10 protein-coding genes are annotated in these 12265 nt (G+C 70.8%); 2 read left to right on the top strand and 8 right to left on the bottom strand.

The features are described from left to right. Positions 1 to 10: 10 nt before the first annotated feature. From R3F55_17720 to R3F55_17705, 4 genes are all read right to left on the bottom strand, one after another. Positions 11 to 1408: a sigma-54 dependent transcriptional regulator gene (locus R3F55_17720; protein ID MEZ5669237.1), complete on the bottom strand. Its 1398-nt coding sequence runs from the start codon at positions 1406 to 1408 to the stop codon at positions 11 to 13. Between the two features lie 203 nt (positions 1409 to 1611). Continuing rightward, positions 1612 to 3759 carry a PAS domain-containing sensor histidine kinase gene (locus tag R3F55_17715; GenBank protein ID MEZ5669236.1) on the bottom strand — a complete coding sequence of 716 codons (2148 nt, stop codon included), beginning with the start codon at positions 3757 to 3759 and terminating at the stop codon, positions 1612 to 1614. 45 nt (positions 3760 to 3804) lie between these two features. After that, positions 3805 to 5268, bottom strand: coding sequence for a nitrogen regulation protein NR(I) (gene ntrC, locus R3F55_17710; GenBank protein ID MEZ5669235.1), 1464 nt, complete (start codon positions 5266 to 5268; stop codon positions 3805 to 3807). A gap of 1 nt (position 5269) precedes the next feature. Beyond that, complete coding sequence (locus R3F55_17705; protein MEZ5669234.1) at positions 5270 to 6388, bottom strand: ATP-binding protein; 1119 nt, start codon at positions 6386 to 6388, stop codon at positions 5270 to 5272. 182 nt (positions 6389 to 6570) lie between these two features. Here R3F55_17705 and R3F55_17700 point away from each other — a divergent pair, with 182 nt between their 5' ends. After that, positions 6571 to 7752: a bifunctional 2-C-methyl-D-erythritol 4-phosphate cytidylyltransferase/2-C-methyl-D-erythritol 2,4-cyclodiphosphate synthase gene (locus R3F55_17700; GenBank protein ID MEZ5669233.1), complete on the top strand. Its 1182-nt coding sequence runs from the start codon at positions 6571 to 6573 to the stop codon at positions 7750 to 7752. Between the two features lie 8 nt (positions 7753 to 7760). Continuing rightward, positions 7761 to 8267, top strand: a complete 507-nt coding sequence (locus tag R3F55_17695) for a CinA family protein (GenBank protein ID MEZ5669232.1) — start codon at positions 7761 to 7763, stop codon at positions 8265 to 8267. A gap of 26 nt (positions 8268 to 8293) precedes the next feature. Here the strand turns inward: R3F55_17695 and R3F55_17690 are convergent, their stop codons facing one another. The 4 genes from R3F55_17690 to lpdA form a co-directional block, all read right to left on the bottom strand. After that, positions 8294 to 9022 (bottom strand): helix-turn-helix domain-containing protein, encoded by a 729-nt coding sequence (locus R3F55_17690; protein MEZ5669231.1) that lies wholly within the window; start codon positions 9020 to 9022, stop codon positions 8294 to 8296. Between the two features lie 86 nt (positions 9023 to 9108). Further along, positions 9109 to 9585, bottom strand: a complete 477-nt coding sequence (locus R3F55_17685) for a type II toxin-antitoxin system RatA family toxin (GenBank protein MEZ5669230.1) — start codon at positions 9583 to 9585, stop codon at positions 9109 to 9111. Between the two features lie 91 nt (positions 9586 to 9676). Next, a complete protein-coding gene (lipA, locus tag R3F55_17680) occupies positions 9677 to 10669 on the bottom strand; it encodes a lipoyl synthase (GenBank protein MEZ5669229.1) in 993 nt (330 codons plus the stop codon). A gap of 184 nt (positions 10670 to 10853) precedes the next feature. Next, positions 10854 to 12251: a dihydrolipoyl dehydrogenase gene (gene lpdA / locus R3F55_17675; protein ID MEZ5669228.1), complete on the bottom strand. Its 1398-nt coding sequence runs from the start codon at positions 12249 to 12251 to the stop codon at positions 10854 to 10856. Positions 12252 to 12265: the final 14 nt, after the last annotated feature.

Below are 12265 nucleotides of genomic sequence, written 5' to 3'. Positions count from 1 at the left end.
GCGTCAGCCATCAATCGCCGCCGTTCAGCTTGGCGTTGGCGGCGACGCCCAGCGCCTTCAGCTTGCGGTGCAGCGCGGAGCGTTCCATGCCGACGAAGGAGGCGGTGCGCGAGATGTTGCCGCCGAAGCGGCTGACCTGCGCCGCCAGGTACTGGCGCTCGAACGTCTCGCGCGCCTCGCGCAGCGGCAGGCCCATGATCTCGCCCGACTGCTCCCAGCGCAGCGCCGGCGGGGTGGCGGCGCTGATCTCCGGCGGCAGCATCTCGGCGCGGATCATCTCGCGCCCGCCGCCCGGCGCCATGATCAGCAGCCAGTCCATCACGTTGCGCAGCTGGCGCACGTTGCCCGGCCAGTCATAGGCCTGCAGGGCGGCGATGGCGTCCTCGCTGAGCTCGCGCGTGGCCAGGCCGGCCGACTGCGCCGCCAGCTGCATGAAATGGCGCGCCAGCAGCGGGATGTCCTCGCGCCGCTCGGCCAGCGACGGCACCGTCAGCGGCACCACGTTCAGGCGATAGTACAGGTCCTCGCGAAAGGCGCCGGCCGAGATCAGCTCGGCGAGGTTGCGGTTGGTCGAGGCGATCACCCGCACGTCGACATGGACCCGGGCCGACCCGCCGACCCGCTCGAACGACTGGTCCTGCAGCACCCGCACGATCTTGCCCTGGGTCTCGGTCGGCATGTCGGCGACCTCGTCCAGCAGCAGCGTGCCGCCATGGGCGCGCTCGAACATGCCGACCTTGCGCCGGCCGTCGCCGCTGGCGCTCTCCTCGCCGAACAGCTCGATCTCCAGCCGGTCGGGGTTCAGCGTGGCGCAGTTCAGCACCACGAACGGCCCGTCGGCCCGGCGCGAGCGGCGGTGCAGCAGGCGGGCGACCACTTCCTTGCCGCTGCCGGGTGCGCCGGACAGCAACACCCGGCTGCCGGTCGGCGCCACCCGCTGCACGGCCTGGCGCAGCTGGTTGACCGCCGGCGAGTTGCCGATCAGGTCGGTCTCGGCACCGGCGCGCAGCTTCAGCTCGGTGTTCTCGGCCCGCAGCCGCGCCGACTCGACGGCCCGCTCGACGATCAGCAGCAGCCGGTCCGACTTGAACGGCTTCTCGATGAAGTCGTAGGCGCCGATCTTGATGGCCGACACCGCCGTTTCGATCGAGCCGTGGCCGGAGATCATCACCACCGGCAGCGCCGGATATTCGCGCAGCAGCGCCTCCAGCACCTGCATGCCGTCGAGCTGGCTGCCCTCCAGCCAGATGTCGAGGATGACCAGGCTGGGCTGGCGTTCGCGCACCGCGGTCAGCGCCTGTTCGCCGCTGGCCGCCTCGCGCGTCGAATAGCCCTCGTCCTCCAGCGTTCCCGTGATCAGCAGGCGGATGTCGGCTTCGTCGTCAACAACAAGTACGTCGCGCGCCATTGCTCGCCTGCGTCATTCCGCGATGTTCCGAAGGGGGCTCCCGGAGCCCGCGTCGTGCCCGACCCCTTCGCCTGCGTCAATCACTTTCGGGGCGGCCTGGGCGCGCGTCGCGGCCGTCTTGCCGCCGCCCAGCGACGGCGCCGTGCGGTCCAGCGGAAGTGTCAATGTCACGCACGCGCCACCGCCTTCCCTGTCGGACAGCGTCAGCTCCCGCGATGATCCTCGACGATCCGCTTGACGATGGCCAGCCCCAGCCCGGTGCCCTTGGCCCGGGTGGTGACATAGGGTTCGGTCAGGCGGTGCCGCTCCTGCGTCGGCAGGCCGCGGCCGTTGTCGCTGATCCTAATCTTCACCGCCGTCGTGCCGGCGTCGATATCGATGCGGATCTCGCCCTGCGGCAGTTCGTCCGCCGCACCCTCGCGCCCCTCGATCGCTTCGATCGCGTTCTGCAGCAGGTTGGTCAGCGCCTGGCCGAGCTGCTGGGCGTCGCAGGTGATGCGGATCGGCTCCTTCGGCAGGTCGTAGACGAAGCGCACCTCGCCATGGGCCGTGCGCTGCAGCACCACCGCCTGGGCGCAGACGGTGCGCAGGTCGGCCTGCTCCATCTTCGGCGCCGGCATGCGCGCGAAAGACGAGAATTCGTCGACCATGCGCCGCATGTCGTCGACCTGGCGCACGATGGTGTCGGTGCAGAGCTGGAAGGTCTCGGGGTCGTCGGCGATCTGCTTCAGGTACTTGCGCTTCAGCCGCTCGGCGGAGAGCTGGATCGGGGTCAGCGGATTCTTGATCTCGTGGGCGATGCGCCGGGCGACGTCGGCCCAGGCGGCCTTGCGCTGGGCGGCGCCGAGCTCGGTGATGTCGTCGAAGGTCACCACATAGCCATTGACCTGGCTGTCGACCCGCTCGGTGGCGACGCGGACGACCAGGTTGCGCAGCTCGCCGCCGCGCTCGACCGCGACCTGGGTCTCGACGAAGCCGGCCGGCCGGCGCCGGGCCAGCCGCAGGATCGGCGCCATGTCCGGCGCCACGTCGGCCAGGCGGGCGCCGCGCAGCGCCTCCGGCGTCTTGTCGAGCAGGCGGGCGGCGGTCTCGTTGGCCATGTGCACCGAGCCGCCCTGGTCCAGCCCGATCACGCCGGCCGACACGCCGGCCAGCACCGCCTCGTTGAAGCGGCGGCGGCGGTCGATCTGCTCGTTGGCCTCGATCAGCTCGGCGCGCTGCGCCTGCAGCTGCTCGGTCATCCGGTTGAACGCGCGGCTCAGCGAGGCCAGCTCGTTGTCGCCGCGGCCGGAGTCGACCCGCGCGCCCAAGTCGCCGTCGCGGACCCGGTCGGCCGCCCCGATCAGCGCGCTGATCGGCCGGGCCAGCCCGGTGGCGAACTGCAGCCCCAACATCACCGCCGTGAACAGCAGCAGCAGCGCCAGCATGACGAAGATCAGCGCGAAGGTGACCTGCAGGTCGGACAGCCGCGTCTCCAGCATCGCATATTCGCTGACCGCGCCGCTGGTCTGCTCGATATAGCCGATCACGGTCGGGTCGATCTCGCGGCCGACGTAAAGGAAGGCGTTCTGCAGCCCGTCGAGCCGGACCAGCGCGCGGACCCGGTCCTCGTCGTCGCTGGTCATCAGCACGACCTCGCCGGCCTTGGCCGCGTCGATCGCCTCCGGCGGCAGCCGCGACGGGTCGAGGTCGGCGCGCGAGGCGAAGTCCACACTGGACAGGATGTTGCCGTCGGTGGTGAACACCACCGCCTCCGGCAGGCCGCGGACCTGGCCCTGGGCCACCAACAGCTCGCCGAAGCGCTGCGGATCCTCCGCCGCCAGCGGCGCCGCCCGGTTGAGGTCGTTGGCCATCGCCACGACATCGGACTTGATCACCCGCTTGTGCTCGGCGAGATAGGCCTCGGCCACCGCACGCGAGGTGTTCACCGCGGTCCGCACCTGGTCGGAGAACCAGGCCTGCAGGCCGAAGGTGAAGAACAGCATCGAGAACAGCGCGACGACGATCGTCGGCGCGATCGCCAGCAGCCCGAAGCGCACCACCAGACGGATGTGCAGGCGCGAACCGGCCGAGCCGCGGCGGCGCGCGCCCCAGACCTGCACCAGGTTGACCGCGATCACGCCGCCCAGCGCCAGCAGCACCAGCAGGTCGAAATTGACCAGCACGATGGTGGCGGTCGGGTCCTGGCCGAACGGCGGAATGCCGGCGAAGGCCATGTAGGTCGCGATGGCGCACAGCACCGCGACCACAAGCATCACCAGGGTAAGGATGCGGCTCGTCGCCAGCCGACGCAGCCATGCGCCCAGGTTGCGTCGCGCGGACTGCGACGGCACGACTACATCGCTGGTCATGGGCCCTCGCCGTCGTCGGCGCCCGTCGCGGCGCCGTCAGCCGGCCTAATTTATGCCGCGGCCAACCGGAATGTCCAATTCGCGAATCTTCTTGCGCAGCGTGTTGCGGTTGAGACCGAGCACGCTGGCCGCACGGATCTGGTTGCCGTTGGTGGCGTCCAGGGTCAGCCGCAGCAGCGGCCGCTCGATCTCGTGCAGGATGCGGTGGTAGAGGCCGGACGCCGGCAGGCTGCCGCCATGCGCCGCGAAATATTCCTCCAGGTGGTGCTGCACGCAGGCGGCCAGGTTGTCGGCCTGCGGCCGCGTCATCGCCAGCGGCTCGCGTTCGCCCTGGTCGAGTTCGCGCGCGATGATGTCGCCGCTGATCACGTCCTCGGAATAGAGCGCGGCCAGCCGCCGGATCAGGTTCTCCAGCTCGCGCACGTTGCCGGGCCAGTCATAGGCCTTCAGTCGCGCCAGCGCGCTCTCGTGCATGCCCTTGCGCGGCAAGCCGATCGCCACCGCCTGATCGATGAAGTGGCGGGCCAGCGCCGGGATGTCCTCGCGCCGCTCGCGCAGCGGCGGCACCCGGATCGGCACCACGTTCAGCCGGTAGTAGAGGTCCTCGCGGAACTGGCCCTCGGCGACCAGCTGGCGCAGGTCGCGGTGGGTGGCGGCGATGATGCGCACGTTGGCCTGCACCGGGGTGCGGCCGCCGACGGTGGTGAACTCGCCCTCCTGCAGCACGCGCAGCAGCCGCGTCTGCGCCTCCAGCGGCATGTCGCCGATCTCGTCGAGGAACAGCGTGCCGCCGCGCGCCTGCTCGAACCGGCCGATGCCGCGGGTGGTGGCGCCGGTGAACGCACCCTTCTCGTGCCCGAACAGGTCGCTCTCGATCAGGTCGCGCGGGATCGCGGCCATGTTGATGGCCACGAACGGCCCCTTCTTGCGCTTGCCGTAGTCGTGCAGCGCGCGGGCGATCAGCTCCTTGCCGGTCCCCGACTCGCCGGTGATCATCACCGTCAGGTCGGTCGCCATCAGGCGGGCCAGCACGCGATAGATGTCCTGCATCGCCGGCGAACGGCCGATCAGCGGCAGCGGCTCGTCGAAGCTGTCGTGGCCGTCGTGGGCGGCGGGCTCGCCGCGCGCGCCCTCGCCCTGCGACGCGGCCAGCGCCCGCTTGACCACGCCGAGCAGCTCGTTGAGGTCGAACGGCTTCGGCAGGTATTCGAACGCCCCGCGCTCGGTCGCCTTCACCGCGGTCAGCAGGGTGTTCTGCGCGCTCATCACCAGGATGCGCAGCTGCGGCCGGATCTGGCGGATGCGCGGGATCAGGTCGAGCGCGTTCTCATCCGGCATGAACACGTCGGTGATCACCAGGTCGCCGAGCCCCTCCTCCACCCAGCGCCACAGCGTGCCGGCGTTGCCGGTGGTGCGCACGTCGTAGCCCAGCCGCGACAGGGCCTGCTCCAGCACGGTCCTGATGGCGCGATCGTCGTCGGCGACCAGGATGGTTGCGTGGGCGGCCATGTCAGAATCCAGCGGCATCGGAACCGGTCGGTTCGGCGATGGGAAGGAACATGCGGAACTCCGTACCCTGGGTAGAGCTGTCGAACTCGATCACCCCGCCGTGGTCCTGCACCACCTTCGCGACCAGGGCGAGGCCGAGGCCGGTGCCGCGCGCCTTGCTGGTAACGAACGGGTCGAACAGGTGCGGGCGCATGTCGTCGGGAATGCCGGGCCCGTTGTCGCTGATCGACACCGTCAGCGGCAGCTCCAGCCGGCTGCCGCCGCCGACGCCGGCGATGCGCAGACCGTGCCGATAGGCCGTGCCCAGCACGATCTGGCCGCCGTCCTCCGGCACCGCCTCGGCCGCGTTCTTGATCAGGTTGAGCAGCGCCTGGACCAGCGCGTCGCGGTTGCCCAGCGCCGCCGGCAGGCTGGGGTCGTAGTGGGCCTGGAAGGCGACGCGGCGGCCGAATCCGGCCTCGGCGATGCCGCGGACGTGGTCCAGGATCTGATGGATGTTCACCGCCGACCGCGGCATCGCCCGGCCGTCGGCGAAGGCCTCCATGCGGTCGACCAGCCCGCAGATGCGGTCGGTCTCCTCGCAGATCAGCTGGGTCAGCCGGCGGTCGCCCTCGGTGGCCGCCTGCTCCAGCAGCTGGGCGGCGCCGCGGATGCCCGACAGCGGGTTCTTCACCTCGTGCGCCAGCAGCGCGGCCATCGCCGACACCGAGCGCGCCGCGCCGCGATGCGACAGGCGCCGCTCGATCGCCTGCTGCACCGTGCGCCGGTGCAGCGAGACGACCACCAGACCTTCGACCTCCTGTACAGGCGCTATGTGCACCGCGACCTCATGGCTGCCGATCCTCGGGGATTCGAGCGTCAGGCCATGGTCTGCAAGACTGACGCCAGTTGCGCGTACCTGGCGCAACATGGCGAAGATCGGATGGTCGGCAGCCAGCATGTCGCCCAGAGTGCGGCTGGACAGATAGCCCTCGCCGGCCTGCCAGAACTGTTCCGCCGCGCTGTTGACCTGCACGAAGCGGTCGGCCCCGTCGAGCGAGAACACCGGCTCGGCCAGCGCGTTGAGCACCGCAGCCCGCAGTGCCAGATCGGAACCGCCGGCCGGTAGCCGGTCCGTCATATTCGAGTCCATCAGCCCCCCGCCGATCTGCCTGATCGCTTCGCATATGCCTATTTATTGAGCAAATGCCGCTCTGCTCAAACGGTGTGCACTCTAGACGCTTTCCGGAATTGTTCAAGATTGCGCGTTGCGGTGAATTGACCTTAATCGGTCGGGCCCGGGGCGAGGACGGACGGAGGACCATGCAGCGGAGCATCGCGGCGCTGATCGTGGCGGCGGGGCGCGGCCAGCGCGCCGGCGGCGAACGGCCGAAGCAATATGCGCCGCTGGGCGGCGGCGCCACGGTGCTCGGCCGCGCGCTCGACGCCTTCCTGGCGGCGCCGCTGGTCGACACGGTCCGGGTGGTGATCCACCCCGACGACGCGGCGCTCTATCGCGCGGCCGCCGCCGGGCGGGCCGTCGCCGCACCGGTTGCCGGCGGCGCCAGCCGCCAGCAGTCGGTTCGGGCCGGGCTGGAGGCGTTGGCCGCCGACCCGCCGGCGCTGGTGCTGATCCACGACGCCGCACGCCCGTTCGTCGGCCAGGCCACGATCGCCCAGGTGATCGGCGCGCTTGCCGTCGACGACGGCGCGATCGCCGCCGTGCCGGTGGCGGACACACTGAAGCAGGCCGGCGCCGACGGCATGGTCGCCGCCACCCGCGACCGGGCCGGGCTGTGGCAGGCGCAGACACCGCAGGGCTTCCGCTTTCCGGCAATCCTGGCCGCGCACCGCGCCGCCGCCGGCCGCGACCTGACCGACGACGCCGCTGTCGCCGAGGCGGCCGGGATCGCGGTGCGGCTGGTGCCCGACCGGCGCGACAACTTCAAGATCACCACGGCGGACGACCTCGCCCGTGCACGGCTGCTCGCCGGCGGCAGCGGCGGCGGCGTCGACGTCCGCTGCGGCCACGGCTTCGACACCCACCGGCTGATCGAGGATGCCGCGCGCCCGCTGATGCTGTGCGGCGTCGCGGTGCCCGGCGCGCTCGCGCTCGCCGGCCACTCCGACGCCGATGTCGGCCTGCACGCACTGACCGACGCGCTGCTCGGCGCGGCCGGCCGGGGCGACATTGGCCAGCACTTTCCGCCCTCCGACCCGCGCTGGCAGGGCGCACCCTCCGCGACCTTTCTGCGCCACGCGGCCGACATTGCCCGTGCCGAGGGCTTTGCCATCGCCCATGCCGACGTCACCGTGATCTGCGAGCGCCCGAAGGTCGGCCCGCATCGCGACGCGATGCGCGCGGCGATCGCCGCCCTGCTCGCCATCGCGCCGGAGCGGGTGTCGGTCAAGGCGACGACGACCGAGCGGCTGGGCTACACCGGCCGCGGCGAGGGCATCGCCGCGCTCGCCTCCGCCACCCTGGTCCGCGGCCCGCAAGACTGAGGTCCGCCATGCCCGAGATGTCGCCGATCGACGAGGCCGAAGCCCTGCTGGCGCTCTACCGCGACCGCGGCTGGATGGTGGCGACGGCCGAATCCTGCACCGGCGGCCTGATCGCCGCGACCCTGACCGAGGTCGCCGGCAGCTCCGACATGGTCGACCGCGGCTTCGTCACCTATTCCAACCAAGCCAAGACCCAGATGCTCGGCGTGCCCGCCGACCTGATCGCGCGCCACGGCGCGGTCAGCGAGCCGGTGGCGGTCGCCATGGCGCGCGGCGCGCTCGCCGCCAGCCGGGCCGACGTGGCGGTCGCCGTCACCGGCATCGCCGGGCCCGGCGGCGGTTCGGCCGAGAAGCCGGTCGGGCTGGTGTTTCTGGCCTGCGCCCGCAAGGCCGACGGCGCGGCGGCGGCGGGCCGGGTCGAGCGCCACGTCTTTCCCGGCGACCGGGCGGCGGTCAGGCAATCGACGGTGCGCGTCGCCCTTCGCCTGTTGCGCGAGGCGGTCGAAGCCGCGTGAAGCGGCCGGCCGCGGCCGGCAACGTCTCACCCGCCCTGCGTGGCGGGCGGCGGGCCGAAGCTGAGCAACAGGTCGCGGGCGGGATGGCTCTTCCAGGACAGATAGGTGTCGCCAAGCAGGTCCCAGTCGTCGATCACGTCGACGATCTGCGCCGGATGGGTCATCGGACGCGGCTGGGCGGCGGCGATGCGCGCGACCACGTCGGCATCGCCGAGCTGGGTGGTATCGTCCAGCACATGGTCGATATAGCGCAGCACCTTGCGCCGGTAGGCGAAGGCGGCGATCAGGATGCCGCAGACCTCGGCCGCGCCGGCCGGCGAGTCCAGCGCGAGGCTCGCCCGGTCGAATACCTGGGTGCGCAGCCTGCCGGTCAGCGCGACGCAGAAGCGCGGCGGATGCGCCCCGCCCTCGCGGCTGCCGCCGCGCCGGCCGTACGCGACCACGGCGTCGGCCATGAACAACGCCTTCGGGCCGATCGCCGCCATGATCGCCTCGCTAGCCTGGTACGGCTCGAACAGGCGCGGACGGCTGAAGCGATCGACCGCGACGCCGACCCGGTCGGCGCTGTCCTCGACAAGAACGCCCGCCTGCGCCAGCGCCGTCTCGATCGCCGCCAACGTACTCGCCCGCGGGTCGCCGACGTTGCGTTCGATATTGTTCAACGTTGCCAAGGAGATGCCGGCCGCTTTTGCGAGATCCGACTGGCGCGCGCCGATCAGCGAGCGCGCGGCGCGGATATGGGTGGGGGTGAGCATGGGCTGCCCGGTTCGATTTCCTGTCTGCTCTGCTAGGGATGATCCCTAGTTTTGCGCCAATGTAAAGCGCCGCCGCCAGCGGGCGGTCAGGCAGCGGGCCCTTCGACGGACGGCTCGGCCGTACCGGCGCCGTCGCCATAGAGCCGGGCGGCGCGGGTCTCGAAGGCACGCACCATGCGGCGTACGGCCTCGTGGAAGAACAGGCCGATGATCCGCTGCAGCAGGCGCGAGCGGAACTCGAAGTCGACGTGGAAGTCGATGATGCGAGTTCCCCCCGGCCCGCGTTCGAACTGCCAGCGGCTGTTCAGATATTTGAACGGACCGTCGGAATAGGTGATGTCGATGCGGCTGGGCCGGTGCAGGTGCACCTCGGAGGTGAACTTCTCCCGCACCGCCTTGTAGCCGATCGCCAGGTCGGCGACGATCAGATGCTCGCTGCGGCGGCGGATGCGCGCCGCGGTGCACCAGGGCAGGAACTCCGGATAGGCGTCGACGGCCGCCACCAGCTCGAACATCTGCTCGGGCGTGTAGGGGACGTGGCGGCGTTCGGTATGGGTGGTCATCGGCCCGCCGACCGGCGCACGCGACCGTGCGATGGCCGCGCGCCCGCGCCGGCCGGAGCGGTCGGCCGTCGCTGCTGCAACGGCGCCGCGGTCACTCGGCTGCCGGCGTCGCCGCGGCCTCGGCCGACGCCCCGCGCGCCGCCGCCAGCCAGCTTTCCCGCGCCGCCCGCAGCCGAGCGAAGTCGTCGCCGGCGTGGTAGGAGCTGCGGGTCAGCGGCGTCGCCGACACCATCAGGAAGCCCTTGGCGCGGGCTTTCTGCGCCATCGCGTCGAACGTCTCCGGCGTAACGAAGCGGTCGACCGCCGCATGCTTGCGGGTCGGCTGCAGGTACTGGCCGACGGTCAGGAAGTCGATCTCGGCCGACCGCATGTCGTCCATCACCTGGCCGACTTCCTCGTCGGTCTCGCCCAGGCCGACCATCAGGCCCGACTTGGTGAACAGCGTCGCGTCCAGTTCCTTCACCCGCTGCAGCAGCCGCAGCGAGTGATAGTAGCGGGCGCCGGGCCGGATCCGCGGATAGAGCCGCGGCACCGTCTCCAGGTTGTGGTTGAACACGTCGGGCCGCGCCTCGACCACGATCTCCAGCGCGCCGTCCTTGCGCAGGAAATCCGGCGTCAGGATCTCGATGGTCGCGCCCGGCGCCTCGCGGCGGATCGCGCGGATGGTCGCGGCGAAGTGGCGGGCGCCGCCGTCGCCGAGGTCGTCGCGGTCGACCGAGGTGACGACCACGTGCTCCAGGCCGAGCTCGCGCACGGCGCGGCCGACGTTCAGCGGCTCCAGCGGGTCGAGGTGGTCGGGCCGGCCGGTGGCGACGTTGCAGAACGAGCAGGCGCGGGTGCAGGTGTCGCCCATGATCATCATGGTGGCGTGGCCCTTGGCCCAGCATTCGCCGATATTGGGGCAGGCCGCCTCCTCGCACACCGTGTGCAGGCTGCGCTCGCGCACGATCCTGACCGTGTCCTGGTAGCCCTTCGAGGTCGGCGCCTTGACCCGCAGCCACTTCGGCTTCGGGTGCGCGGTCGGATTGTCCGGCCGGTGGGCCTTCTCCGGGTGCCGGAGGGCAGGGTCGCTCTTGGTCGTCATACGGCGCTCTCGCTTTCGGGTCCGGGCTGTGGCCACGCCCTCTTCTCGTCATCGCGAAGAGCCGAGCGACGCGCCGATCCACGCGTTCGCGCCGGCGTCGGCAGCGTCAGCGGGATTGGCGCGCCGCCTGCGGCGGCTCGCAATGACGGCGATGGATGGTGCGTCGCCGGCACGTCACGCACCGCTAGACGTGGATCGCCTTGCCATAGGCGTCAAGGACCGACTCGTGCATCATCTCGCTGAGCGTCGGGTGCGGGAACACCGTGTGCATCAGCTCTTCCTCGGTGGTCTCCAGGTTCATCGCGACCACATAGCCCTGGATCAGCTCGGTCACTTCCGCGCCGATCATGTGGGCGCCGAGCAGCTGGCCGGTCTCCGCGTCGAAGATGGTCTTGATCATCCCCTCCGGCTCGCCCAGCGCGATCGCCTTGCCGTTGCCGATGAACGGGAAGCGGCCGATCTTCAGCTTGCGGCCGGTCTCCTTCGCCCTGTTCTCGGTCAACCCGACCGAGGCGATCTGCGGGTTGCAGTAGGTACAGCCCGGGATCTTGGCCTTGTCCATCGGGTGCACGCCCTTGACCCCGGCGATCGCCTCGACGCAGACGACGCCCTCGTGCTCGGCCTTGTGTGCCAGCATCGGCGGGCCGGCAACGTCGCCGATGGCATAGATGCCGGGCACGTTGGTGCGGCCGAGGCCGTCGGCGACGACGATGCCGCGCTCGGTCTTCACGCCCGCCTTCTCCAGGCCGATATTCTCGATGTTGCCCTGCACCCCGGCGGCGGAGATCAGGCGGTCGGCCTTGATCGTCTGGGTCTTGCCGTCCTTGCCCTCGACCGTGGCGGTGATGCCGTTGGCGGCCTTGTCGACCTTGGTCACCTTGGCGTCGGTGACGATCCGGATGCCCTGCTTCTCGAACCGCTTGCGCGCCATCGCCGCGATCTCGTGGTCCTCGACCGGCAGGATCTGCGGCAGCAGCTCGACCACCGTCACCTCGGCGCCCATGGTGCGGTAGAACGAGGCGAACTCGATGCCGATGGCGCCGGAACCGATCACCAGCAGCGACTTAGGCATCGCCTCGGGCACCATCGCCTCGAAATAGGTCCAGATCAGCTTCTTGTCCGGCTCGATGCCCGGCAGCACCCGCGGCCGCGCCCCGGTGGCGACGATGATGTGCCTGGCGGCATAGCTGCCGGCGCCCTTGCCGGTGACGGTGACCTTGCCGCCGCCGGCCAGCGCGGCCTCGCCCTCGATCACGTCGACCTTGTTCTTCTTCATCAGGAAGCCGACGCCGCCGTTCAGCTGCTTCGACACCGCGCGCGAGCGCTTGACCACGGCGGCGATGTCGAAGCCCGGCTTGCCGGCGGACAGCCCGTAGTCGGCCGCGTGCTCCATGTAGTGGTAGATCTCGGCCGAGCGCAGCAGCGCCTTGGTCGGGATGCACCCCCAGTTCAGGCAGATGCCGCCGAGATGCGCCCGCTCGACCACGGCGGTCTTCATGCCGAGCTGGGCCGATCGGATCGCCGCGACATAGCCGCCGGGGCCGCCGCCGATGATCAGGACGTCGTAGCTTTTCTCAGCCATTGCAATTCCTTAGC

This window comes from Alphaproteobacteria bacterium (assembly GCA_041396705.1).
Lineage (GTDB): Bacteria > Pseudomonadota > Alphaproteobacteria > CALKHQ01 > CALKHQ01 > CALKHQ01.
This window is presented reverse-complemented; position numbering and strand designations above follow the sequence as displayed.

What these genes read in the sequence shown, in the direction of transcription:
- lpdA (MEZ5669228.1), bottom strand. Translation starts at nt 12,251, where the DNA reads ATGGCTGAGAAAAGCTACGACGTCCTGATCATCGGCGGCGGCCCCGGC.
- R3F55_17695 (MEZ5669232.1), top strand. Translation starts at nt 7,761, where the DNA reads ATGCCCGAGATGTCGCCGATCGACGAGGCCGAAGCCCTGCTGGCGCTC.
- R3F55_17700 (MEZ5669233.1), top strand. Translation starts at nt 6,571, where the DNA reads ATGCAGCGGAGCATCGCGGCGCTGATCGTGGCGGCGGGGCGCGGCCAG.
- R3F55_17720 (MEZ5669237.1), bottom strand. Translation starts at nt 1,408, where the DNA reads ATGGCGCGCGACGTACTTGTTGTTGACGACGAAGCCGACATCCGCCTG.
- lipA (MEZ5669229.1), bottom strand. Translation starts at nt 10,669, where the DNA reads ATGACGACCAAGAGCGACCCTGCCCTCCGGCACCCGGAGAAGGCCCAC.
- ntrC (MEZ5669235.1), bottom strand. Translation starts at nt 5,268, where the DNA reads ATGGCCGCCCACGCAACCATCCTGGTCGCCGACGACGATCGCGCCATC.
- R3F55_17715 (MEZ5669236.1), bottom strand. Translation starts at nt 3,759, where the DNA reads ATGACCAGCGATGTAGTCGTGCCGTCGCAGTCCGCGCGACGCAACCTG.
- R3F55_17705 (MEZ5669234.1), bottom strand. Translation starts at nt 6,388, where the DNA reads ATGACGGACCGGCTACCGGCCGGCGGTTCCGATCTGGCACTGCGGGCT.
- R3F55_17690 (MEZ5669231.1), bottom strand. Translation starts at nt 9,022, where the DNA reads ATGCTCACCCCCACCCATATCCGCGCCGCGCGCTCGCTGATCGGCGCG.
- R3F55_17685 (MEZ5669230.1), bottom strand. Translation starts at nt 9,585, where the DNA reads ATGACCACCCATACCGAACGCCGCCACGTCCCCTACACGCCCGAGCAG.